This is a genomic window from Pantoea sp. SGAir0183 (assembly GCF_043545505.1).
The window spans coordinates 1,520,305-1,544,080 of record NZ_CP028053.1 but is presented as its reverse complement, the minus strand read 5'-3'; the positions used below and the strand labels follow the sequence as shown (position 1 = coordinate 1,544,080).

The 23,776-nt window shown below is 46.6% G+C and carries 22 protein-coding genes and 2 riboswitches; of the genes, 18 read left to right on the top strand and 4 right to left on the bottom strand.

Going from position 1 to position 23,776, the window contains the following annotated elements; translation table 11 throughout:
• Positions 1-7 precede the first annotated feature (7 nt).
• The 7 genes from mdtD to C1N59_RS07245 all read left to right on the top strand — a co-directional run bounded on the left by mdtD (position 8) and on the right by C1N59_RS07245 (position 8,483).
• Complete coding sequence (mdtD, locus tag C1N59_RS07275; RefSeq protein WP_054633464.1) at positions 8-1,408, top strand: multidrug transporter subunit MdtD; 1,401 nt, start codon at positions 8-10, stop codon at positions 1,406-1,408.
• Positions 1,405-2,793: an envelope stress sensor histidine kinase BaeS gene (baeS, locus tag C1N59_RS07270; RefSeq protein WP_283786124.1), complete on the top strand. Its 1,389-nt coding sequence runs from the start codon at positions 1,405-1,407 to the stop codon at positions 2,791-2,793. The genes mdtD and baeS overlap by 4 nt, the downstream gene beginning before the upstream one ends.
• Positions 2,794-2,799: 6 nt before the next feature.
• Positions 2,800-3,507 (top strand): envelope stress response regulator BaeR, encoded by a 708-nt coding sequence (gene baeR, locus C1N59_RS07265; RefSeq protein WP_033740518.1) that lies wholly within the window; start codon positions 2,800-2,802, stop codon positions 3,505-3,507.
• Between the two features lie 116 nt (positions 3,508-3,623).
• A complete protein-coding gene (gene yegQ / locus C1N59_RS07260; RefSeq protein WP_033740520.1) occupies positions 3,624-5,000 on the top strand; it encodes a prephenate-dependent tRNA uridine(34) hydroxylase TrhP in 1,377 nt (458 codons plus the stop codon).
• Between the two features lie 230 nt (positions 5,001-5,230).
• The gene (gene yegS, locus C1N59_RS07255) at positions 5,231-6,130 is read left to right on the top strand and encodes a lipid kinase YegS (protein ID WP_054633462.1); all 900 of its coding nucleotides are present in this window, start codon (positions 5,231-5,233) and stop codon (positions 6,128-6,130) included.
• A 155-nt stretch (positions 6,131-6,285) separates the two neighbouring features.
• A complete protein-coding gene (locus tag C1N59_RS07250) occupies positions 6,286-7,746 on the top strand; it encodes a mannitol dehydrogenase family protein (RefSeq protein ID WP_394550484.1) in 1,461 nt (486 codons plus the stop codon).
• Positions 7,747-7,796: 50 nt separating this feature from the next.
• Positions 7,797-8,483 carry a GntR family transcriptional regulator gene (locus tag C1N59_RS07245; protein ID WP_039338144.1) on the top strand — a complete coding sequence of 229 codons (687 nt, stop codon included), beginning with the start codon at positions 7,797-7,799 and terminating at the stop codon, positions 8,481-8,483.
• A gap of 28 nt (positions 8,484-8,511) precedes the next feature.
• Here C1N59_RS07245 and thiD read toward each other — a convergent pair whose 3' ends face one another.
• Positions 8,512-9,312 (bottom strand): bifunctional hydroxymethylpyrimidine kinase/phosphomethylpyrimidine kinase, encoded by an 801-nt coding sequence (gene thiD / locus C1N59_RS07240; RefSeq protein ID WP_133745368.1) that lies wholly within the window; start codon positions 9,310-9,312, stop codon positions 8,512-8,514.
• Positions 9,309-10,097, bottom strand: a complete 789-nt coding sequence (thiM, locus tag C1N59_RS07235; RefSeq protein ID WP_155489639.1) for a hydroxyethylthiazole kinase — start codon at positions 10,095-10,097, stop codon at positions 9,309-9,311. The genes thiD and thiM overlap by 4 nt, the downstream gene beginning before the upstream one ends.
• 34 nt (positions 10,098-10,131) lie before the next feature.
• A riboswitch (TPP riboswitch) is annotated at positions 10,132-10,227 on the bottom strand.
• 397 nt (positions 10,228-10,624) lie between these two features.
• Here thiM and C1N59_RS07230 point away from each other — a divergent pair.
• The 6 genes from C1N59_RS07230 (at position 10,625) to C1N59_RS07205 (ending at position 16,037) form a co-directional block, all read left to right on the top strand.
• Positions 10,625-10,792, top strand: coding sequence for a hypothetical protein (locus C1N59_RS07230; protein ID WP_285720311.1), 168 nt, complete (start codon positions 10,625-10,627; stop codon positions 10,790-10,792).
• Positions 10,793-11,140: 348 nt separating this feature from the next.
• A complete protein-coding gene (locus tag C1N59_RS07225; protein WP_394550483.1) occupies positions 11,141-12,655 on the top strand; it encodes a type III restriction endonuclease subunit R in 1,515 nt (504 codons plus the stop codon).
• A gap of 784 nt (positions 12,656-13,439) precedes the next feature.
• A complete protein-coding gene (locus tag C1N59_RS07220; RefSeq protein WP_394550482.1) occupies positions 13,440-14,210 on the top strand; it encodes a hypothetical protein in 771 nt (256 codons plus the stop codon).
• Between the two features lie 11 nt (positions 14,211-14,221).
• Positions 14,222-14,578, top strand: a complete 357-nt coding sequence (locus C1N59_RS07215) for a hypothetical protein (RefSeq protein WP_394550481.1) — start codon at positions 14,222-14,224, stop codon at positions 14,576-14,578.
• Positions 14,579-14,751: 173 nt separating this feature from the next.
• Positions 14,752-15,261 (top strand): SLATT domain-containing protein, encoded by a 510-nt coding sequence (locus tag C1N59_RS07210; protein ID WP_097492921.1) that lies wholly within the window; start codon positions 14,752-14,754, stop codon positions 15,259-15,261.
• Complete coding sequence (locus C1N59_RS07205) at positions 15,258-16,037, top strand: SMODS domain-containing nucleotidyltransferase (protein ID WP_394550480.1); 780 nt, start codon at positions 15,258-15,260, stop codon at positions 16,035-16,037. The genes C1N59_RS07210 and C1N59_RS07205 overlap by 4 nt, the downstream gene beginning before the upstream one ends.
• A gap of 88 nt (positions 16,038-16,125) precedes the next feature.
• Here C1N59_RS07205 and C1N59_RS07200 read toward each other — a convergent pair whose 3' ends face one another.
• Positions 16,126-16,932 carry a chaperonin gene (locus tag C1N59_RS07200; protein WP_394550479.1) on the bottom strand — a complete coding sequence of 269 codons (807 nt, stop codon included), beginning with the start codon at positions 16,930-16,932 and terminating at the stop codon, positions 16,126-16,128.
• A gap of 471 nt (positions 16,933-17,403) precedes the next feature.
• Between C1N59_RS07200 and C1N59_RS07195 the strand changes: the two genes are divergently transcribed.
• The 3 genes from C1N59_RS07195 to C1N59_RS07185 all read left to right on the top strand — a co-directional run bounded on the left by C1N59_RS07195 (position 17,404) and on the right by C1N59_RS07185 (position 20,617).
• Positions 17,404-17,979, top strand: coding sequence for a recombinase family protein (locus C1N59_RS07195; protein ID WP_394550478.1), 576 nt, complete (start codon positions 17,404-17,406; stop codon positions 17,977-17,979).
• Positions 17,980-18,422: 443 nt separating this feature from the next.
• Positions 18,423-19,712 carry an AAA family ATPase gene (locus C1N59_RS07190; protein WP_394550477.1) on the top strand — a complete coding sequence of 430 codons (1,290 nt, stop codon included), beginning with the start codon at positions 18,423-18,425 and terminating at the stop codon, positions 19,710-19,712.
• Positions 19,709-20,617, top strand: a complete 909-nt coding sequence (locus C1N59_RS07185) for a hypothetical protein (RefSeq protein WP_394550476.1) — start codon at positions 19,709-19,711, stop codon at positions 20,615-20,617. The genes C1N59_RS07190 and C1N59_RS07185 overlap by 4 nt, the downstream gene beginning before the upstream one ends.
• 141 nt (positions 20,618-20,758) lie before the next feature.
• Here C1N59_RS07185 and C1N59_RS07180 read toward each other — a convergent pair whose 3' ends face one another.
• Positions 20,759-22,060 carry a tyrosine-type recombinase/integrase gene (locus tag C1N59_RS07180; RefSeq protein WP_394550475.1) on the bottom strand — a complete coding sequence of 434 codons (1,302 nt, stop codon included), beginning with the start codon at positions 22,058-22,060 and terminating at the stop codon, positions 20,759-20,761.
• 68 nt (positions 22,061-22,128) lie between these two features.
• Positions 22,129-22,223, bottom strand: a riboswitch (TPP riboswitch).
• Between the two features lie 300 nt (positions 22,224-22,523).
• Here C1N59_RS07180 and C1N59_RS07175 point away from each other — a divergent pair.
• Positions 22,524-22,721 carry a hypothetical protein gene (locus tag C1N59_RS07175; RefSeq protein ID WP_394550798.1) on the top strand — a complete coding sequence of 66 codons (198 nt, stop codon included), beginning with the start codon at positions 22,524-22,526 and terminating at the stop codon, positions 22,719-22,721.
• Between the two features lie 91 nt (positions 22,722-22,812).
• Positions 22,813-23,772: an AEC family transporter gene (locus C1N59_RS07170; protein WP_394550474.1), complete on the top strand. Its 960-nt coding sequence runs from the start codon at positions 22,813-22,815 to the stop codon at positions 23,770-23,772.
• The last annotated feature ends 4 nt before the right edge of the window (positions 23,773-23,776 follow it).

Genomic DNA, 23,776 nt, shown 5'->3' with positions numbered 1-23,776 from the left:
AAATATCATGCAGAGCGTCACGGTCCGCTGGCAGTTGTGGATTGTTGCCTTTGGTTTTTTTATGCAGACGCTGGACACCACCATCGTCAACACGGCGATCCCGTCCATGGCGCACGATCTGGGCGTGAGCCCACTGCATATGCATTCGGTGATTGTGGCCTATGTGCTCACGGTGGCGGTGACGCTGCCGCTGAGCGGCTGGCTGGCGGACCGGTTTGGCGTGAGAAATATCTTTTTTAGCGCGATTGTGCTGTTCAGCGTGGGATCGCTGTTGTGCGGCCTGTCAGGCACGCTGAATCAGCTTATCATGGCGCGTGTGATTCAGGGGATTGGCGGGGCCATGATGGTGCCGGTAGGACGACTGACGGTAATGCGTATTGTACCGCGTGACCAGTATATGTCTGCGATGACCTTTGTCACCCTGCCCGGCCAGATTGGGCCGCTACTGGGGCCCGCACTGGGCGGTGTGCTGGTGGAATATGCCAGCTGGCACTGGATTTTCCTGATTAACATCCCGGTCGGCATCATCGGTGCCGTCGCCACGTTGAAGTTACTGCCGAACTACGCGATGCCGCCGCGACGCTTTGATTTTGTCGGGTTTGTCCTGCTGGCCGCCGGAATGGCTACGTTAACGCTGGCGCTTGACGGTCAACGCAGTAGCGGCGGCTCTGCCTTGTTACTGGCCGGGATGATCCTCATCGGCACCGGCTCTCTTCTGTTTTATCTGCTGCATGCGCGCCAAAACGACAGTGCGCTGTTCAGCCTGAAGCTGTTCGACAACCGCATTTTCTCCATTGGCTTACTCGGTAGTCTGACTGGCCGCATCGGCAGCGGCATGTTGCCCTTTATGACGCCGCTGTTCTTGCAAATCGGCATGGGCTTCAGCCCGTTTCATGCCGGCTTAATGATGATTGCCATGGTGCTGGGCAATATGGGCATGAAGCGTGTGGTTGTCAGCATTGTTAACCTGTTTGGCTATCGCAACGTGCTGGTGGGTTCAACCATAGGCCTGGCGCTGGTGGTCTTGCTGTTTCCACTGGTGGCGATGCTCGGCTGGATAGTCATGCTGCCGCTGGTGCTGTTTCTGCAAGGCATGGTGAATGCGATTCGCTTCTCTTCGATGAACACGCTGACGCTCAAGGATCTACCCGATGACCTGGCCTCCAGCGGCAACAGCCTGTTATCGATGATCATGCAGCTCTCAATGAGTATTGGCGTAACCGTGGCGGGCCTGCTGCTGGGCGCGTTTGGTCATGCAACGTTCGGGGAACAGGGTTTAAGCCATCAGGCGTTTATCTGTGTTTATCTCTGTATGGCGCTGATCATTATTCTGCCTGCGCTGGTGTTCTGGCGGGTTCCGAAAGAGATGAGTAAAAGCGTCGATCTGCGACGTCGGAGAAGTGAATGAGATCGTTCCTGCATTTTGGCATCGGTGCCAAATTATTCATGGCCATATTCTCCACCTGCATGCTGGTCCTGATTACCATGCACTGGGGCGTCCGGCTCAGCTTTGAACATGGCTTTGTCGACTATATTAAACGCGGGAATGAACAGCGGCTGAATTTGCTGGGTGCGGCGCTGGCCGATCAGTATGAACAGCATGGCGACTGGGATTTTCTGCGTAATAACGACCGGCTGATCTTCTCGATGCTGCGCTCGCTGGAGCAAAACCCGGACAGCAGTAACCAGTTACCGCCTCACGGCTGGCGCACCCAGTTCTGGGTACTCGATCAGCACTACAAAGTGATGGTCGGCCCGCGCTCACAGGTTCCCCCGGAAGGGATACGTCACGATATTACGCTCAGTAACGGTAAAGTCGTGGGCTGGATCATCAGCTCGCCGCCAGAGCGCCTGACGCGCAGCACCGATATCAATTTTGATCAGCAGCAGCGACGAACCAGCTGGTATATCGTGGGCCTCTCTACTCTGCTTGCCGCCCTGGTCACCTGGCTGATGGCGCGGGGCTTGCTGGCACCGGTGAAAAGACTGGTAGACGGTACGCATCATCTGGCGGCGGGGAATTTAGCCACACGGGTTAAGGTTGACAGCCAGGACGAACTGGGCCAGTTGGCCCATGACTTTAACCTGCTGGCCAGTTCGCTGGAGAAAAATGAAAGTATGCGTCGGGCCTTTATGGCCGACATCTCGCATGAACTGCGCACGCCACTGGCGATTTTGCGCGGTGAGCTGGAAGCCATGCAGGATGGTGTACGTAAACTCACGCCAGACGCGATTACCTCTCTGCAAAGCGAAGTGGCGCTGCTGACCAAGCTGGTGGATGATCTGCACCAGCTTTCGCTCTCTGACGTCGGCGCCCTGGCCTATCGCAAGCAGGCCACCGATTTGGTGCAGCTTATTGAGATCAGCGCAGGCAATTTTACCGAGCGCTACCGCAGCCATGATTTAACCCTGAAGCTCGACCTGCCGGATGACGCGCCGTTTTTTGGCGATCCTGACCGGCTGATGCAGTTGTTTATTAACCTGCTGGAAAACAGCCTGCGTTACACCGATGCCGGCGGCGACGTCCGGGTGCGGCTCTGGTATGACGCGCCCTACTGGCACGTCACCGTAGAGGACAGCGCGCCCGGCGTGGAAGGCGATCAACAGGCACAAATATTTGAGCGTTTTTTCCGCACAGAAGGTTCGCGCAATCGCGCCAGCGGCGGCTCTGGCCTGGGGCTGGCCATCTGTAAAAACATTGTTGATGCCCACGGTGGCAGCATCAGCGCCTCGCATGCGGATTTAGGTGGGCTGAAAATCGCGCTACAATTGCGTTATGTTCCTCCCGTTTAGAAGATTATGAACCAGGAAAACACTTACCCGCTAATCCTTGTGGTTGAAGATGAACCCAAGCTGGCACAGCTGATGATTGATTACCTTGAGGCTTCTAACTATCGCACGCATCATCTGGCGCACGGCAACGCGGTACTGGACTACGTTAAACAGACGCCGCCCGATCTTATCCTGCTGGATTTGATGCTGCCGGGTAAAGATGGCCTGACGCTGTGCCGTGAGATTCGCCGTGATTCCGACTTGCCGATTATTATGGTGACCGCGCGCACAGAAGAAATCGATCGCCTGCTGGGCCTGGAGATTGGTGCGGATGACTATATCTGCAAGCCATTCAGCCCACGCGAAGTGGTAGCGCGGGTCAAAACCATTTTGCGCCGGGTGAAGCGATCTCCCGAAGAAGCGCCCGTCGCGTCTTTGCTGAAAGTTCATGAAAGCCGCTTTCAGGCCAGCTGGCGTGATGAGCCGCTGGATTTAACGCCCGCTGAATTTCGTCTGCTGAAAACGCTGTCCCTTGAACCGGGAAAAGTCTTCTCCCGTGAACAGTTGTTAAACCATCTCTACGACGATTACCGGGTTGTCACCGACCGAACCATTGACAGCCATATCAAGAACCTGCGCAGGAAACTGGAAAGCCTGGACAGCGAACAACCCTTTATCCGCGCGGTATATGGCATGGGCTATCGCTGGGAAGCCGATGTCTGCCAGTTGATTTAGATTGACCCAGATCAATTTACTTCCGTTTTCACCCTGCCTACAATTCCGCACCTTTTGCAGGGTTTCCCCCTGCACATGTCGCCCAGGCGACATGCTGACCTGACATCAGTGAGCACATCATGAAACCCGAATTACTTTCCCCCGCCGGAACGCTGAAAAACATGCGTTACGCGTTTGCCTATGGGGCCGATGCCGTCTATGCCGGCCAGCCGCGCTACAGCCTGCGGGTACGCAATAACGAATTCAGCCATGAAAACCTGGCGAAAGGCATTAACGAAGCCCACGCGCTGGGTAAAAAGTTTTATGTGGTGGTGAACATCGCCCCGCATAACGCCAAGCTGAAAACCTTTATTCGCGATTTAACGCCGGTAATTGAGATGCAGCCCGACGCGTTAATCATGTCCGATCCTGGCCTGATCATGCTGGTGCGCGAGGCGTTTCCGGCCATGCCCATCCACTTATCTGTGCAGGCTAACGCCGTAAACTGGGCAACGGTGAAATTCTGGCAGCAAATGGGCTTAAGTCGGGTGATTTTATCCCGCGAGCTGTCGCTAGAGGAGATCGCCGATATTCGCGAGCAGGTGCCGGACATGGAGCTGGAAGTATTTGTGCACGGCGCACTGTGTATGGCGTACTCCGGGCGCTGTCTGCTGTCGGGCTACATGAATAAACGCGATCCTAACCAGGGAACCTGCACCAACGCCTGCCGCTGGGAATATCAGTTGCAGGAAGCCAGACAAGATGACGTCGGCAACATTGTTGAAATTCATCAGCCGGTCAGCGTACAGGACGTGACGCCTACATTGGGCATTGGGCAACCCAGCGACAAGGTGTTTTTGCTGGAGGAGAAAATGAAACCCGGCGAAATGATGAGCGCCTTTGAAGATGAACACGGCACCTACATCATGAACTCGAAAGATCTGCGTGCCGTGGCGCACGTCGAGCGCCTGAGCCAGATGGGCGTTCACTCACTGAAAATCGAAGGTCGCACCAAATCCTATTATTACTGCGCCCGCACCGCACAGGTTTATCGCAAAGCCATTGACGATGCGGCGGCAGGTAAACCGTTTGATTCTGCCCTGCTGGAAACCCTGGAAGGCCTGGCGCATCGCGGCTATACCGAAGGTTTTTTGCGTCGTCACACCCACGACAGCTACCAGAATTACCAGACCGGCTACTCTGTCTCAGAGCGCCAGCAGTTCGTCGGGGAGTTCAGCGGTGAACAGCGCGAGGGCTGGGCGGAAGTACGGGTAAAGAATAAATTTGTTCTGCATGACAGCCTGGAGATCATGACGCCGTCCGGTAACCTGATCTGTACCCTTGATGCCCTGCAAAACAGCCGTGGAGAACCGACAGAGGTGGCCCCGGGAGACGGGCATCGCGTCTGGATGAAAGTGCCGCCGGAGGTAGATTTGCGGTTTGCCTTGCTGCTGCGTAACTTTGCGCCAGGCCAGAACACCCAGGATCCGCATGCCGCTCACGCCACGGCCTGACAAAATTTGACAAAAGCAAGAACAGGATCACAGACGGCTCGGTTTTACTGAACTATAGTGCTGCCTGCTACCAATGAGTAACAATTATCAGCAGCAGTAACTGGATCCACCTCATTCACCCGCCCGGCTCCCCCGTGCGGGTTTTCTTTTTTCTCCCTTTCGCCAATCATTTTTCTCTTCCGGCTATGCTATAACCACTAACTACGCTTTCGATCTCCAAGGAACAGATAATGGACAAACAATCGCTTACGCTGCTAATCCTGAATGGTAAAGGCGCAGGTAATGACGATCTCCGTGAAGCGATCACGAAGCTGCGCGCCGAGGGCTTTAACATAGCCGTGCGCGTGACGTATGAAAAAGGAGACGGTGAGCGTTACGTGGAAGAAGCCCTTGAACTGCAGGCGGAAACCGTAGTGGCGGGCGGCGGTGACGGCACCGTCAACGAAATCGCTACCGCACTGGCGTCGGTCAACGCGGATGAGCGCCCGGTTCTGGGGATTCTGCCGCTGGGCACAGCGAACGATTTTGCCACCAGCGTCGGCATTCCTGAAGAGATTGAGCACGCCTTGCGCCTGGCTATCCAGGGTAAAGCCTGTGATATCGACCTCGCCCGCGTTAACCAGCATCACTATTTTATTAATATGGCGACCGGAGGATTTGGCACGCGCATTACGACCGAGACGCCGGAAAAACTCAAATCTGCGCTGGGCGGCGTGTCCTATTTTATTCATGGGTTGATGCGCATGGACACGCTAAAACCGGACAGTTGTGAAATTACCGGGCCCGGTTTTAACTGGCAGGGCGATGCGCTGGTCATCGGCATCGGCAACGGTCGTCAGGCCGGAGGCGGTCAGCGTTTATGCCCGTCGGCGTTGATTAACGATGGCCTGCTGGACGTCAGCATTGTTACCGCGCAGGAGTTGCTGCCTACCCTGCTGCATTCCCTGACCGGCGATGAAGAGAATCCCGGCATTATTTCTACGCGCTTATCGTCCCTGACGATTCGCTCACCGCATGAAATGACCTTTAACCTGGATGGCGAACCGCTGACAGGCCAGTCATTTACCATCGATATCATGCCGGGCGCGTTAAGCTGCCGCCTGCCGCCGCAGTGTGCCCTGCTGAGTTAATTCTCACGGGAGCCCTGGCTCCCGGCCTTAATGTAAACAGTTCGTGATTACATTCACAATTCCGCTACTTCAACTTGTATGGTAGTAGCGGGACGCGTAATTTTTCATCCTTAATGCCAGCATGGCCTGCCGTCCGTCTGCCACAAGGATGCTTTATGCTACACATCGATCACCTTCCTGCGGATGTTCATCTGCCCGCCTATGACCGTCGCCAGCTTAAAACCCGTATAGTGCATATCGGCTTTGGTGCCTTTCATCGCGCCCATCAGGCCTTGTGCACGGATAAACTGGCCGAACAGGGTAGCGACTGGGGAATCTGCGAGGTTAACCTTAACAGCGGCGAGCTGATTCAGGCACTCCGCCAGCAGGACTTTCTCTATACGTTGACCGAAAAAAGTGACGACGCCGTGAAAATCCGGGTCATTGGGGTGGTTACCGCGGCACTGCACGGCAAAACGGACGGCATTGATGCCGTGATTACGGCCCTGTGCCAGCCGGACGTGGCGATTGTGTCGATGACCGTGACGGAAAAAGGCTATTGTCACCTGCCCGCCAGCGGCAATCTCGATCTGCAACATGCGGATATCGTGCATGACCTGGCGCACCCCGCACAGCCCCGCTCGCTGCCCGGATTGATTGTCGCCGCCATCCGCCGTCGACGCGATCTGGGTTTAGCGCCTTTCAGCGTGATGTCCTGCGATAACATGCCTGAAAATGGCCACGTCACACGGAATGTGGTGACGCAGCTCGCCCGGCAGCATGATGCGTCGCTGGCGGACTATATTCAGCACAACATCACCTTTCCCTCCACCATGGTAGATCGCATTGTTCCGGCAATGAATGAGGCCGCCTTTGACGCGTTACGTGCCCGTATTGGTTCGTCCGATCCGGTGGCCGTTGAGGCTGAACCCTTCTTTCAATGGGTGATTGAAGACCATTTTGTCAGCGGCCGACCTGACTGGGACAAGGCCGGTGCCGAACTGGTGGAGGATGTGCTGCCGTTTGAGCAAATGAAGTTGCGCATGCTCAATGGCAGCCACTCCTTTCTGGCGTACCTTGGTTACCTTGCGGGTTATGAACACATCAGCGATTGTATGGCTGACGACGCGTTCCGGGCGGCCGCACGTGCGCTGATGGTTAACGAACAGGCGCCGACGTTAACCACGCAGGGCGTGGATTTACCGGCTTACGCCGACGCCTTAATCGCTCGCTTTGCCAACCGCGCTATCAGACACCGCACCTACCAGATTGCGACCGATGGCACCCAGAAACTGCCACAACGCTTTCTTGACAGCGTACGCTGGCATCTCGCTAACGGCACACCCTGCCCGCTGCTGCTGCTGGGCATTGCCGCCTGGATGCGCTATGTCGGTGCGGTCGATGAAAAAGGCGAACCTATAGCGATCCGCGACCCACTTAAAGCCCAGCTGGCCACCTGTGTGGCAGAAAGCGCGGAAGGTCAGGAGCGGGTGCGGGCCTTACTGGGCCTGAAAACCGTTTTCGGCGAGGATCTGGCGGATAATACAGCCTTTGTTGACGCGCTCTCCGCCTGCTATATACAGTTGACGAAAGTGGGGGCACGGGCGGCCGTGCAACAGGCCATCGCACAGGGCTAAGGCGTTTTAACGCGCTGGCGACATCGGGTTAATGTTAACAGGGACAGAACATGACGCTTTCCTACACCATCACGACAAGTGAACCGGTCAATCAGCAGATTTACCGTTATCTACGCAAAGATATCGTCACCTGCGTCATTCAGCCGGGCGCTTTGCTGTCGGAAAAAGAGGTTTCCGCCCGTTTTCATCTCTCTCGCCAGCCGGTACGTGAGGCGTTCATTAAGCTGGCAGAAGCCGGTCTGGTACAAATCCTTCCACAGCGCGGCACCTTTGTGCGTAAGATTTCAGCGAAGCAGGTCGAAGATGGACGCTTTATCCGGGAAGCGGTAGAACTGGCCGTGATACGCCGCGCAGCGCGGGAAACAAGCCAGCGCGGACTGATGGCGCTGGAGCATAATCTGCAGCTCCAGCGCATCACTGCCGCCCGGGGCGACAGCCAGATGTTTCTCAGCCTGGACGATGAATTCCATCGTCTGATTGCGGAGAGCATCGACTGTATGCTGGCATGGGAAACTATTGAAAACATCAAGGCGACGATGGACCGGGTGCGCTATCTCACCCTGAATCAGGTCGCGCCCGCTGAAACGCTGATCGAACAACATGAAGCCGTTTTTGCCGCCCTGAAAGCGCGCGATGCGGACCAGGCAGAAACCGCCCTGCGTCACCATCTGCAGGCAATGATGTTTTCGCTCGCGCCCGTGATCAGGCAAAACCGTGACTGGTTCGAGGCTGAGTAGCGCGCCGTACAATCGCTGAGCGAAGCCGTTACCACCACTGATGAAAATGATGCACAGGTCCAGTCCCGTGGCCCACCTCCAGCGAATCGGCTGCCAGCAGGGCCTGTTGTAGCCAGGTTTTGGCTTCATTAACCGTCTCCGCCCAGTCACTGTGCCGTGGACGCAGGGCCGCCAGCGCAGCAGACAGCGTACAACCGGTACCGTGCGTATGGCGCGTCTTCACCCGAGGCGTGCTGAACCGTTGCCGCCCCGCTGGCGTGATCAGCCAGTCAGGACTTTCGCCATGATCCAGATGTCCGCCCTTCATCAGCACGGCCTGACAACCCAGCGCCAGAAGGGCATCGCCCTGCGTCAGCATCTCGTTCTCATTGCTGGCCATACGGCATTCGAGCAGCGCGGCGGCTTCGGGCAGATTAGGTGTGATCAGTGACACCTGTGGCAACAGGCGCTCGCGGACACAGGCAATGGCATCAGGACTCAGTAAGGCATCGCCGCTCTTGGCCACCATCACCGTGTCCAGCACCACAAACGGGATTGCCCGGCGCTGCAAGCCAACCGCCACCCGCTCCACGATCGCCGCGTCGGACAGCATGCCAATTTTTGCACTGTCGATGCGCACGTCATCAAGAACGGAATCCAGCTGTGCGCTGACAAAATCAGGATCAATACGGTACACCGACTGTACGCCACAGGTATTTTGCGCCACCAGGGCCGTAATCACGCTGGTGCCGTAAGCGCCCAGTGCGGAGAAGGTTTTCAGGTCGGCCTGAATCCCGGCACCGCCGCTGGGATCGGTACCGGCAATCGTTAAAGCATTGATGCGTTTCACAGGGCGGCCTCCAGTGTCCAGAGCGCGTCCAGAAACGCCGGTGCAAAGCTGCCCGGCCCGGTTGATGCCTGTGCGGCTTTCTCTCCGGCCAGTGCCATCACCCGACAGGCGCTGGCGATATTGACCAGTCTGTCACCCGGCAGGCTGGCAAAGGCGGCGACGACCGCAGACAGTGCACAGCCGGTACCGACCACTCGCGTCATTAAGGGCGATCCGCCGACGATCGACAGGGTACGCATCCCGTCGGTGGCATAATCCACCTCGCCAGTGACCACCACACAGGTCTGATACTCCCGCGCCAGTTGTTGGGCGGCCAGCAGGGCGCTTTCGGCGGCGTGCAGACTGTCCACGCCACGTCCGCCGTCAGCCTGCTGGGCCAGCGCCAGAATCTCGGAAGCATTGCCGCGAATCACGGCAGGCGACTGCATCAGCACCTGCTGGCAAAACCGGGTACGCAACGTCAGTGCGCCCACCGCTACCGGGTCCAGCGTCCAGGGCGTGCCTGCCAGATTAGCCGCCTCGATTGCCGCGGCCATGGCCAGCTGGCGTTCGTGCGTTAATGTGCCGACATTGATTAACAGTGCATCCGCGATACCGCTGAACTGCGGCGCTTCCTCGCGATCGATGACCATGGCAGGTGACGCGTTCAGAGCAAGCAGGACATTAGCCGTGAGCATTTGCACCACATCATTGGTCATGCAGTGCACGAGCGGTGACTGACGGCGAAACTGTTGCAGGAGGGGCGCGCATTGCGCATCAGAAAGATGGTGCGGTTGATGTGTCATCAGAACTCCCAACCGGCGGACAAGAAGGCGAATGCGGTCAGGCATCAGACTTCCCTACGCTGGCATTATCCAGATCAGGTAATACGGGTATTTCTCAGCCTTCATACGAAGGGCACCCCGAGTCGTGTAGATTACATTTCTTTATTAATTAGTGAGTTATGTAAGTTTACCTGTTTGTATAAGGTTGTTTTTACGAATCTCACTATTGAGCATTGTACCCCAGCCTGTACCCCATTTTGTACCCCACAGGAAAACAAAAAGCTTGATTATACTTTACCCATGTAAAACGGTTATAGTTAGAATCTATGGACAGAATTAATCATTATTATCGCCAAATGAAGTTTTGAATCATGTTTAGAAAAATAAAGTAGATGCCCTACTTTATTCATTTCTTACCGCTATGTAATTACCTTCAACAGAAATAATCTGTAGAGACAGTAATTAACTGTTATTTTCTCATGAAACAAGTTTTTTTTGTGACCTATACTAAAATATGAAAACCAAATCTTATACACATAGGCATTAAAATGAAAGTAAAAGATAATTTAGAAAATGAAATATTATCTAATCTAAAAAGACTGGAAGAAGAATATGATGAAGCGATGTATTTCAACAATTCCCCACCAGATATGAGTATTGTTGCAACAAAATGGCTGCAACAATATCTTAGCAAAAGAAAAAATTATGGAGAATAACAATTGAAGAAAAGGGAAATACGTACTAATAGAAAGACGCTGAATAAATCAGTTCGTAAAAAAACAATTGTATCAGAAATATCACTTACTTTTGATCAATATGAAAACATTCTATGTAGCGATATGACCTCAGCACGAATATGTAACATATTAAAAGTGCGATTACCAAAAGGATACATAGAGAAGCTAAGAAGTAACAAACTCACGAAATACAAAAACTGGTATCAAAAAGTAAAACTTAAGAATTTACACCGCCCCCAGTTAACCAACTAATCTATCACCTCAAAAAAAGCCGACTCACTCGCATGAATCGGCCTTCCTGAATTTATCAATATGGAGCGTATACAAATGATCAATCCCAAATCTATTTTTACCAAGTTTAAGTATGTATCTGCTGAGTGTGGTTCAGGGAAAACTACTTCATTATGTAATATGATCAATCGGGTACTTAACACTAAAGGCAGTACTGAAAAATTTATTATCGTACAAAACACACAGAAACTTGCAACAAATACATCTAAAAAATTTGATAGTTCTAAATTACTGATTAGTGATTTAATGCCAAGAGGTAAAAATGTCATTAATACAGTACTGGCTTTCCTCAAAACACCAGTTGAGCGAGTTCTCATTATTAGTGATAAAACATTTTTTAGAATTCCCACAGATATGTTAACTGGGTGGCAAATCTGGCTTGATGATGTGACTAACTTTCATTCATTCAAAAATATTAATGACGATAATCAGAGAATCAAAGATATTATATATCATGATCTGATGCAGGAGCATGAGATTGTCGATGATGAAAAAAGGCTGTACTTAACAGCGAAAAAGAAAGCGGTAAAAGGTGATTTAATGAACAAAATCGCCCAAGAACTTTCTGTTATAGCTGAGAATGATATTTTCATCATGGGTAACGATTACTTTGTCGATCCAGAGAAAGTGCAATTGAGTATTCTTGGATGGAAAGATCTAAGTAAGTATCTTGGATTACCTGTAACTTTTATGGGGGCTAACTTCGAAAACTCATTGATTTATAAGGCAAGACCAGAAATATTTGAACAAATCAGTCTGAATGATCTGCAACAACGAAAAGTACCTTTAACTGAACGCCTCAAAGTATACTATTTCTCAGAAAATATAAAATTATCAAAAACATGGAAGGACAGAAGCCCCGCTCAACTCCAGCGTGTTTATGCTTACCTCTCTGAAGTACTCGAAGGCCAGGAATACTACTGGACGAACAACAATACCGATAAACAGAAGCTACATGAGGCTTACAGAATAAGCCCTGATGCGAGGGGGCATAACGACTACAAAGATCGACATACATGCGTCTGGTTAGCCTGTATGCGTCCTGACGACACGGAAGCGAAGCTGTGTGAGTTGCTATTGAAGATTACAGGTGAGGATATCCATCAAGCGAGAGAATACGAGAGCCTTCACCAGTTCGCGTTGAGAGGGGTATCACGTCAATTCGATAGTACAGAACAGCAAACGGTTTATGTATTTGATAAATGGCAGGCTGAGTCATTAAGTACAAATATTGAACATATTCCCGGAGTGCTGGAGAACGTAGCACCAGGTGTACCAGGAAGGCCAAAAGGAGCCACAAACGCTAACAAACTGCCTGCATTGAGTGATACAAAATCGAAACGTTTCAGTCGCTGGAAAAAGGACAATCCGGGGCTTGAGTTAGAGGCATTCAAAGCGTTTCTTGCAAGTACTGTCAACGCGGATCTCAGTACTGACGATACTACGGCTATGTGGGGCAGATACCAGAAAGCAGTACAAAAAAGAGATGCAAATTCAGTCCGAAACACCGACATGAAAAGCAGCAGCATGTCCAAAAATAACCCCTTATAATATATGTTTAGAGAAAAACGGACATCAACAAAAGAGCGAAAGCGAATTAACTGCCTGAAAGCAGGAGCGGCAAAGCAAGCGAACTATTTCGGGTAGTTTGAGAGTGCTCACGCAGTGAGTACTTGATAGCTATCTCATTGTTATAATTATATAAATGATTAAACAGTACCCGCAAGCGAGTACTGTTCGCTGGATTCGATTCTACTGCTTCGTTCCTTCCAGTCACTTGCAGAGCGAACCAATCGCGTTTTTTTGTTCTGTCAATAATTACGTAACTGATTGTTATTTCATTACTTATTATTCTGATGACTCCTTTGTGTACTTAGTGGGGTATCTGCTGTTTCACTTACTGAAAAAGCACTATCAGTACTGTCCAGAGCGAAGCGAACCCGATCCGCTCAATTCCCCTTCATGATGGTGTTTCCGACAAAACGCACAGGAAGCCCCTGAACACGATATTCATTACTGATGTACCTGAACGCACAAAACCTCATAAAACGGCGTAACGACTCTTTAAGAGCGTCTGTGAGGTGGAATAGACAGTACTTCCCGTATTGAAATCAGATACATAGCCAGTTTCATATCCAGTGAATCCCCTGGATCGATTTTACCTATTGATTTGTATGAAATTAATAGTTATTGATAGATTATGACGATCAATTTACCTATTATTGATCGTCAATATCGATCTTTGTTGTATGTGCGTGTTACTCTTGAGGGCGTGAAAACGGATGGTTTTAGTCCGTACTTTTAACCTTAAAAGGCGAGCAGGAGTTACAAGATCGTGAGACTGGTACAGCTGGTAATCTATGGATTTTGGGGCGTTTTTCTTTGTCTGGCTGGGATTGAAAAATTTGGTGACTTTTTCTCCGCTGGTACTGGCTTCTGGTCGGTCGTTATGCTTTCCGTCGCTGGATTGTGCCAGCTACTGGCAAGTGCTGCCGCGATCAGCTGGGCTGTTATGGGCTTCGGTACTCTCCGGGCTAAGTACTTACCCTATAAACTCATTAATAATTATACGGTTCCTGTACTGATCATTGTGCTTGCTATTGTGGCAAGTGCTGCCCGCTCATCAAGCGATGAAGCCAGAGCACAAAAACTTGGATTTAAAGACGGTAAAGAGTTTTCTGTTGCCCGTGAAAATAATATTTCGAATGTTACTGATTACGCCAAATTTGCCGAAGAACAACGCGTCAAAGCAGCAGAAAAGGCGTCTCAGGATGCTGTACTTGCCGCAGAAAAAGAAAGACATACAAAAGAGGAAGAAGCTAAATGTCTCGATGATGCTCATTGCTACGCTTCGAAACATAAAGCTGGCGATTATATTTGTAAGGTAGCTGTAGAAAATTCTGCTCAGTACCAATTTAAATGGACTGATGGAATTACCGAACCAAAATTCTCTTCGTATAGCTGGTACGACAAAAGCAGGAAATTAGTCACTCTTTACGGGCATAGAGCACAGGCTCAAAACGGGTTTGGTGCGTTTAAAAATATAGAGTACTCCTGTACGTTCAATGCTGATACTGGTGAAGTATTAAGTACTAACCTTCAATAAGGAATATTAATATGAAAAAGGCTTCTATCGCAGTACTGTTATTTTGTTGCTCTGGTGTGTCAGTTGCGGCTGTACCAGCTGGGAAAATAGAAAAACCATTTACTTTTAATAATGAAGTTGTTTGCTTAAAGGAAATTCAGGAACAAATGACGCCTTATCTCAAGTCATTTGAAGAAGAAGGTGGGGTTAAGTACAAATACGTTGTTGAATCTGGTTTATCGTACAAGGGCACTGTAGGGCTACGGTTACAGATCAACCGTGTGGATTCGGGGTTGGATGTGCATGTAGCCGATCTTGATTACTACTGGCTACAGGAGCGGGGTAGTATGTGCCAGCCAGCGTATATGATACTTGATCGTTCTCAATGAACTGTGTTTAAGAAGGTCGCGAAAGTGGCCTTTTTTTACGATGATGTTACCTTCTTAAAAAATAAGTTAAATCAATCTATTATGGGCTTTTCCTTCTCGATATTCTCACCCTAAACCTTACATTTTTTTAAGGAATGTTGTAGGCTACATAAAATTTATCATTGAGAATGAAAATGAGCAGCCAACTTATTGAAAAAATCAAAGATGAATGTTTGCGTATCGAAGAGGATGCTCTTTATTCTTCCAAATCTCATTATAATGCGTCTTCCCCTTGGGAAAGATGTAATTTATTGATAGGGGTACCTATAGCAATATTATCTGCTATAGCTGGTCTTAGTGCTTTGAAGGACATGACTAATATTACTATATTAATATCCTTTGTACTTACATGCTTAACAGCAATTAATACTGCTTTGAATCCAAGTAAGCGTGCTGGTCATCATAAATCAGCGGCTGGAGAATATAATAACCTTAAAAATGATGTTCGTCTTTTTCGTGAGATTGAGCTAATTGAAGTAACTTTATCTGAAAATGATTTAAAGGAAAAAATAAAGGTTTTTTCTGATCGAAGGAATCAACTAAACATTAGCTCTCCTACGATCCCACGATGGGCATACGAAAAAACGCAATCAGATGTCAATAATGGTTTTTCTCAATACGCTATCGACAAGGAAAAGAAATGAGCGTTCAATCCTATTTGGATACTATATCCAAAAATGCTATCTTGAAGGATAGCACTATAACAACTTCGATTAGCACATTGCAAAGAAGACTTGGATACTATTTTGATAATAGTGTTGTTATAAGCCATTTTGCGTTTGGTTCTAATACCCGTTATACAATGTTGCCGAGAAAATATGATCCGCAATCTGATGTGGATTATATGGTTGTATTCAGTAATACGGAGCATCAACCGCAGACGTATTTAAATCGCCTCAAGAATTTTGTTGAATGCTATTATTCTTCTTCTGAAAGAAAGCAAAGTCACCCAACAATTAAACTTAACCTCCATCATATTACGTTTGAGTTGGTTCCTGCTGTTTATAATACAATATATGGATATCAAATCCCTGCACCAGCAAATAATTTCGAAACATGGATTAGTACTAACCCCAATGATTTTAATAGTAAACTAACTGATAAAAACAGAAGTAATTACTCTTTGATAAAACCATTGATACGGATACTAAAGTATTGGAATGCAAATGCTGGTTATGTTTTTGAATCATATGAACTTGAACAAAATATTGTAAGTATGGATTTTCTTTTTTGTTATAATATCAAAGACTATTTTTATCATGCAGTTGGACAACTTAATTGTTCTTACTGGTCTCCTCAGTGGAAACAAAATGCTATAACTAAATTAAAAAATACAGTAATCGCAGTTAAGGCGTATGAAAGCGGTGGAATGCCATATTCTGCGGAGGCAGAAATAAAAAAAGTTATTCCTGATATTTAATGCTTCAATTTTTATATAGAGCACAAGCTTTTCCCTTGTGATTTATTAGATTGAATATGATTAGTACTGGTTTTTCTATAGAAGGTGCTTATTTCTGAGGGTAACTTGCTGAAGTAAACGTATCTGTCATCAGCATCATTTGATTCCCATTCAGTGGTGTGAAAGGAAATGCTACATAGTCCAAGTTTCCTTGAGTCATATTAAAATATAATTTTTTGTCATCAACTGTTAATCTTGACGCATGTGCAGGATATGTTCCTTCATTTTTAAATGTTATTAAAAAAGCTATAGGAAAGAAGTGCATACAGCTACAATGACAAAGATGACCATTGTTAAAAAACGAAGTTTGCTGAGCCGTTATCTGTGTTCTGTTAGGATAAAACCAATAATAGAAATCATGAGTATCTTCTATCTTCATATTTTCTCCTAAAACAAATTTTCTTAATGGTGTGTAATATTCACTATCAACAAGAGCATTTTTGCATACTTCTACGGATGTTGCTGCGAGTAGATGACCCACCATTGCACGCAAAAAAGGTATTGCATTGAAAGGCGTTGAAATAATGTTACCGTAAAAATGAACACCAAATAAATATTGCTTAATTAGATTTATAAAGTTCTCGATGGGAGCCTTAATCTCATGATCCAAACTCCCAAGTATGTTGCCATTACAATTCTTGCATATGGTTTTAAATGTCGCTCCGGCGTGGGCATTTATTGGTTTTATTTCATCAGAGGAATAATATTCAGACACTGTTTTTTGAAACATTGGTTGAATAGTCGTTGCACAACGAGGTGGCACATGATCCTTACTCAATAAGCCATATGAACCGCAAATGACGCAATGCCCCTCACTAATTCTTGCATGTCTCAAACGTTCGGAAAGTTTACCCATAAGAAACCTCGGAATAGAAATCTTGACTGATTTTATCGCAAATAGGTAACCTATGCATTTCTATATTAACCTCCTTTACAGCCTTCGCGTTTAAGAATGTGGCTAAGATACTCGCCTTTAGTTCAAAAAATAATCAACCCCCTGGCATCTCGATTTTTGACAAAAAAGTTAAAGGGATCGTTTACTGAGATAAAAGTACAGCCAGCTTTTTTCCGTTTGATTTAAAATGTCGTTCGCCTGATCAGGTTCAACCCTGCCAACAAAATTCCGTATACTCAGATCTCAGTGCCGAAATTTCCACTAACCGTATATTGCCTAAAAACAGAACGATCAAGAATCTCTTTTGGGTACTCCCCAACGATACTCCGTTTTCCTGTCTCGCCAAGTATCATTTAGAAGTTGATCATACTTAAATGATACTGTATCCTCCATTTAATTAAAATGATACTTACAGAGAGCGAGGGCAAGGAAATGATTTTTGGTTATGCTCGTGTTTCCGACCGGAGCCAGAATCTTGATCGCCAATTGGCAGTACTGGAACCTGTTTGCGATAAAATAGTGACAGAGAAAGAATCTGGCAAATCCACCAACGAAAGACCTGAATTGTTGAATTTGCTTTCACACCTCCGCAAAGGTGACACTCTCGTCGCCCACAGCATCGACCGCCTGGCACGCAATACTCGCGATTTGCTGGAAATGATTGATAACTTGGTTGATCGCGGGATCACTGTTAAGTTCCTTGCTAACTCAATGAGCTTTGATAACTCCCCCCAATCACGCCTGATCCTAACCATGATGGGAGCCGTTGCGGAATTTGAACGAGGAATGATCGCATCACGCCGCAACGAGGGGATTACTCTTGCCAAAGAAGCAGGGAAATACAAAGGCAAGCAAAAGAATAAAGTACTTCATAACAAAATTATCGATATGTTACAGGCCGGGAAGAATACACCAGACGAGATCGCAAAGTTATGTGATTGCGGCAGGGCCACAGTTTTTCGTGTGAAGAAAGAAATGCTTGCCAGTATTAGCGGCATTGAACGCTGATATAGTAGGAGGGGATAAAGTCAAAGGGCTTGCAGTTCAGTACTGTTCGAATCCTCTCGATATCCTAAATGAGCCTGTAATTAACTCTGTGTAACTGCCTACATTGTATTGATTTGTGTGTTGCGATTAATTATAAAGCGTAGCAATGAACAATCAAGGCAGTTCGCAACACTTAATCAAGCTTAAAAAGCTGATTCGATAGGCAGCGATTTAGCATGCTAATTCGATACATGTACAAGCACAACACATATTTCGCATTCCAATCGATGCTGGACAATGAGTTTCAATTGCTAATTGAATATAAGGGTTTACCTATCAATCAACTCATTTTGAGATTAAAAACTTTATATGCTTTAATATTTTCCAGTTTACGGAACGTTAAATAATGTTTAGAATTTCCTTTTACACACCTTACTTTCCACTCGCACTCCATGAGGAAGACAATGAATACTATAACATCTGTTTATATAAGAGGGTTGTGGGGGCATCAAGATATTAACATACTTCTTAATAATAAAACCAATTTTATAATAGGAGTTAACGGCACGGGGAAAACTACACTTATTAATTTATTGGCTGCGGCACTTACTTTTGATTTTGAAAAATTATTACGTATTGAATTTGAAAGCATCGTTATAAGATTAAAAGAGGTAGGCGGTTCGCGTCGACCAAGTATTCGAGTAACAAAAAACACGTTGATTTCTGATGACATTTTAACGTATGAAATACAAAAAGCGGCTAAAGATCAACCAATTATAATTCCCTTTGATGCCAGATTTGATCGAGTTTACATGGAAACGAAGGATGGCGGTCGGATTGTTAGTAGAAGAAGAGGGAGTAATCAAGAAGCCCACACATTAAATGAAATCAATCTTCTTTTAGGTGATTTAATTAAAGTTTCTTGGTTATCAGTTAATAGAGCTGATAATTTATATACAAGAGAGGTTGAAAAGCGAGCATTATCAACTATAGACCATAAGATAATCGACCTTAACAATAATCTTGTTCGCTATTTTTCAGTTTTATCGCAGCAATTTTCCGATCATACCATTGAATTTCAGAAAAAAAGTTTTCTTGCTCTAATTAATAATGAGGGAGCAAATCCAATTTTTCAATTTTCAAGCTCTATAGACATTGATCAAGAGCGAAAAACTCTTGTTGAAGTTTTTGATGTTTTAGGTGTTGAGAACAAATATTATTTAAAGAAATTGAATGATCACTTTTCACGTTTAGAAAAAGTAAAAAAAAGAGATAATGTAAGATCAATATCTGTAGATGATTTTTCTGTTATTTATAATTCTTGGCGTGCCCACACTTTAGTGGCTGATTACGAAATACTTCAAACAAAAAAATCTGATATTTTCAAACCCAGAGATAATTTCATATCTCTACTTAACTCTATGTTTAATGGCCGTAAGAAATTCTCTGTTTCTGATAAAAATGAACTTGTAGTTATGACTAAAGATGGTAGGTTAATTGGCTTGGAAGAGTTATCCTCGGGTGAAAAACAATTATTAATAATACTTGGCGAAACACTCCTGCAACATTCAAACCATGTTATATATATAGCTGATGAGCCAGAACTATCTTTGCATGTAATTTGGCAAGAGCAATTAATTGGAGCGATAACCAAACTAAACCCCAACGCACAAATTATATTTGCCACTCACTCACCAGATATTGTAGGGTTTGAACAAGATGCAGTTATTGACATGGAGGATCTCGTGTCATGACTTTCTCAAGAACAGCAAGTGGCCTAAGAAATTACAATAAGTTTTATAAGGTAGAAGCTATTGCTTATATCGAAGGTAGAACATTGGAAAACATTGATAACGATCAAGTTCATGATGATACAAAAGTATTCGATGCCATATTTTACTCTTCATTGTTCAAAGTGTTTTCACCTCACAACAATATAAAAATAAAAATCGTTGGGTGTAAAGAAAATGTGCTGGATTATCACGACAAAATCATTAAAGAAAAAATAAACAATTCTTTTGCTATTATTGACCGCGATTATGATGGCATCTATTATACAAGAACAAGTTTCGATAAACTAATAGTTACACATGGCTATAGTTGGGAAAATGATTTCTGGTCATCTAAGCTTTATTTAGAACTTGTAAGCTTGCTAAGCTTGGATTCTGAAGCCGCTTGTTGTATCGTTCATAATAAAATTAATCGCTCACTTCGAAGATTGTGTTTAATTAATAGAGTGAATTTAATAACAACATATTTTGGCAAGGGAATCTTCCCCGTTAGCAAAAAAGGAGGAGATAAAGGATTTAGATATGATGTTAACTTAAAGTACCCTTTGCCATTAAGTGAAATAAAAAGGCTTTTTAGAAAAATCCCTGATGATGTTAAATCAATACCAGAACTTCATCAACTGCTGACTGCAACTGAGCTTGATTTTAAGCATCTCATTCAGGGACATTTTTATGAATATATGATTTTACAGATTTTATCTTATGCCTACAAGGTTACTTCAGGAATAAAGCATAACATGGTTGATTTTAATATAATAAAAAACTTGGCTTTCAATAACTTTAAATTAAAACCTGATTACTATTTAGAACCCGCAACGCTAATCTACTATGAGCAGCAGTTTTCAAGAGTACTTAACTCTGATAATTAATTTGCAAAATCCGGCAGACTCTGCCGGATTTTATTTTAATGAAAAATCTTCATTATCATTGTATGTCAGCTCAATTTTGGGTTATTCTAACAATATTTTTCCATATTGCTTAACTCGCTTCTTAATCATTATATTTAAATATCAAACCCAGCTAATCCCATCAATCACGTAACAAATTGAAGATATTGGGAAAGTATGCAAATAGCGTTTAGTTATACCACCACTTTTCTCATGTCCTACCGTTTGTTGCAGATGTAAGATATTCTTAACCCATCCAGCCATCGCAGCAGAGCAAACAGAGTGACGAATGCTATGCAGAAGCCTACGCTGTCCAAAGTCGTCTAAGTAAGAAATACCAAGCTGATCACGCACATTTGCAAATTCTTTACCAATCTTTGTCATGTTTGTGCCCGCTACCTCTGAAAAAATCCGCTCTTTCCATTGGTGCTCAACATAATCCATAAATCCCCATTCGATCAGCTTAGGGTGAATTACTACTTGCCGGGTGGCATTTTCTGTTTTCCCCTTCCCTCCTTCTGCAATCAGGAAATAATACCGCTGGCTATCCTCATCATATCTGATTTGTGATTTTTCCAGTTTGGCAATTTCACCTCTCCTGGCTCCAGTGTACGCCAACAATAATGTAATCCACTTCTGCCAGCCATCCGGCTGCTTAAGTGCCCACTCTACAAACTTCTTCATCTCCGCCGAACTGTATGCACCAAATCTGGCTTTTGATGGTGCCGCCACTACGCCCTCAGTGGGCGACTTAGGTAAAATATCTTTGCCTTCGGTGAGAAATGTTTTGAATAAGGATTTGTAGAGCTTGAGATGCTTATGGATAGCCTCAAAGCCCACAAGCTCATCAGTTGGCACGTCATCACAATCTATCAACTGCCGAATGGTCATTGAGCGATATGGCTGAACAACACGCTTAGGGAGATTTTCAACGACTTCCATCACCTGTTTAATGTCCTGTTTGGTGATCGCAGTTACATCCGTATTTTCCCCCAACACTACAAGCAATACCTCAATATAACGTTCATTCGCCATTGAGATCGATTTAGTCCAATTCCTCCCCTTTTCGACTTTATACATAGCCCAAGCATCAGAGAGATTTAATACGTTTTCCGGTTCAACTTGTGACGATGGCTCCCCAATTTTAGGTGATACAACAAGCGGTAGACTGGATAGCAGCGGAAGTGTCACAGACCTACGTTCTGACATGATCAGGTTTGAGATAAACGCGTCAAACATCGGAGTCGGAGTTGCTAATGATTTAACAAATGGGATGTGCGGAGTGATGTTAATCATCAAAGCTGAGGCTTGGTGATAGCTATCAGTAAGAAGTGATTTTTTATACATCCGACCATTCGAAAGCCGGATTTGAAGATAGTAGTTACCGTTTCGTTGAAACGTGTATGGAAGAGTTCTGCACCTCATGATTACGCCCTTTTTGTACCTCAAGTGCATTTCGCACGGACAAAAAGAAATGTAACCACATGAATATTAATCAGAATCTTGGAAGCCTACGCTGGCATTATCCAGATCAGGTAATACGGGTTTTTCTCAGCCTTCACAAAGAAGGGCACCCCGAGTCGTGTTACGCAAAGAAGAATAAGTAAGCCCCTAAATTTAAGCAAGGTGCTTATTCTTTTTTCAACCTGGCGGGCGAGACTTTTACATGATCCCGATCAACTCCCCACCGCACGAAAAAAGGCTTAATGCTGCGGGCTTAAAATTTGCACGTCAGAGCAGTAAAGGTATTTACGCGAGTAAATTATATCCTTCACCAATATCAGAATGCCCAGCAATAACAAACACCTGCCTACAACATCGCAACAATAAATCTTCATATCACGTAGTTAAAAATTACCAGAACACTTCATACTTGACAGGAAGCATGATGCGATTTTTAGCGCTTATCCCTCATCGTCACCGATGGACTGACATCACCATTACCCGTCAGGGTGCCCTTTCTCCTTCTGGCCGACACTATTATTCCACTTATCTTTCTGCCCGTTGTCAGCGTTGCGATACGGTTATCCATCGGGTGTATTATCGCGATATCAGTGATGACCAGGCGCGCCGCTGGCTAGGGTAAATTCGCGGGTCGGGTACACGTTTTGCCAGGTTACGCGGCCGACGCAATTTGGTAGTCTTGCCCTTACTGAGTCACTGGACTGCTTACGCTTATGCCCTTCCTGCTGGATACATTAGGACACCAGATTTACCTGTCAGCCCCGCTGTTTATTCTTATTTTCCTGGGTTATTGCCTGACGAAATGGGGCAAATGGCCGCTGAGCATCAGCGAAGGCATGAACCGGTTTGTCTTTAACGTTGCCCTGCCCTGCATGCTGTTTCGCATCATGAGTGACTTTTACAACAGTCCCGCAGTCGATGTGCGCCTGCTTCTGGCATTCTTTGGCAGTTGTCTGCTGGTGTTTATCGTGGGCCGAATCCTTGCCTCGCGTCTGTTTCATCTGGATGGCGTGGCCGGTTCGGTCTTTGCCCTGGGCGGGGTCTTTTCAAATAACGTTATGCTGGGTATTCCGGTCGCTACCGTCCTGCTGGGCCCCGGTGCCTTGCCATCGGTTGCGCTGGTGCTGGTGTTTAACAGTCTGATCCTCTGGACATTACTCACCGTCTCGGTGGAATGGTCGAAACAGGGCAGTTTTTCCCTTCAGGGCTTTAAGCGCACCTTGATTAGCGTGCTCAGGAATCCGTTAATTATTGGCATCTTATCAGGCACCGCCTGGAGCCTGTTGCAGCGGCCGCTTCCCGCCATCGCCGCTGAACCGCTGCGCATGCTGGCGTCCATCGCCGCACCCTTATCGTTGGTCACTCTCGGCATGGGCCTGGCGCACTATCGGGTGCGGGAAGGCTTGAAAGAGAGTTACACGATTTGTGCGTTGAAACTGATTCTGCAGCCGCTGTGTGTCTGGGCGATCGCCTGGCTGACGGGTCTGCCTGCGCTGGAAAGTAAAGTGGTAGTGCTGCTGGGGTCGATGGCGGTCGGTGTGTATGTCTACCTGATGTCGCAGAAATTTAACGTGATTACCGGCCCCACGGCCGCCAGTATGCTGCTTTCCACCCTTTTTGCCGCGATAACCACGCCGCTGTGGATGATGTTAATGACGCTGGCCGGATATTAAAAAG

Coding starts and splice junctions, on each gene's coding strand:
- C1N59_RS07230 (WP_285720311.1), top strand. CDS start 10,625: ATGAAAGTAAAAGATAATTTAGAAAATGAAATATTATCTAATCTAAAA.
- C1N59_RS07180 (WP_394550475.1), bottom strand. CDS start 22,060: ATGAGGTGCAGAACTCTTCCATACACGTTTCAACGAAACGGTAACTAC.
- C1N59_RS07210 (WP_097492921.1), top strand. CDS start 14,752: ATGAGCAGCCAACTTATTGAAAAAATCAAAGATGAATGTTTGCGTATC.
- C1N59_RS07225 (WP_394550483.1), top strand. CDS start 11,141: ATGATCAATCCCAAATCTATTTTTACCAAGTTTAAGTATGTATCTGCT.
- baeR (WP_033740518.1), top strand. CDS start 2,800: ATGAACCAGGAAAACACTTACCCGCTAATCCTTGTGGTTGAAGATGAA.
- C1N59_RS07190 (WP_394550477.1), top strand. CDS start 18,423: ATGAATACTATAACATCTGTTTATATAAGAGGGTTGTGGGGGCATCAA.
- C1N59_RS07215 (WP_394550481.1), top strand. CDS start 14,222: ATGAAAAAGGCTTCTATCGCAGTACTGTTATTTTGTTGCTCTGGTGTG.
- C1N59_RS07250 (WP_394550484.1), top strand. CDS start 6,286: ATGCTACACATCGATCACCTTCCTGCGGATGTTCATCTGCCCGCCTAT.
- C1N59_RS07175 (WP_394550798.1), top strand. CDS start 22,524: ATGCGATTTTTAGCGCTTATCCCTCATCGTCACCGATGGACTGACATC.
- C1N59_RS07185 (WP_394550476.1), top strand. CDS start 19,709: ATGACTTTCTCAAGAACAGCAAGTGGCCTAAGAAATTACAATAAGTTT.
- baeS (WP_283786124.1), top strand. CDS start 1,405: ATGAGATCGTTCCTGCATTTTGGCATCGGTGCCAAATTATTCATGGCC.
- C1N59_RS07170 (WP_394550474.1), top strand. CDS start 22,813: ATGCCCTTCCTGCTGGATACATTAGGACACCAGATTTACCTGTCAGCC.
- C1N59_RS07200 (WP_394550479.1), bottom strand. CDS start 16,932: ATGGGTAAACTTTCCGAACGTTTGAGACATGCAAGAATTAGTGAGGGG.
- mdtD (WP_054633464.1), top strand. CDS start 8: ATGCAGAGCGTCACGGTCCGCTGGCAGTTGTGGATTGTTGCCTTTGGT.
- C1N59_RS07195 (WP_394550478.1), top strand. CDS start 17,404: ATGATTTTTGGTTATGCTCGTGTTTCCGACCGGAGCCAGAATCTTGAT.
- C1N59_RS07205 (WP_394550480.1), top strand. CDS start 15,258: ATGAGCGTTCAATCCTATTTGGATACTATATCCAAAAATGCTATCTTG.
- thiM (WP_155489639.1), bottom strand. CDS start 10,097: ATGACACATCAACCGCACCATCTTTCTGATGCGCAATGCGCGCCCCTC.
- C1N59_RS07245 (WP_039338144.1), top strand. CDS start 7,797: ATGACGCTTTCCTACACCATCACGACAAGTGAACCGGTCAATCAGCAG.
- yegS (WP_054633462.1), top strand. CDS start 5,231: ATGGACAAACAATCGCTTACGCTGCTAATCCTGAATGGTAAAGGCGCA.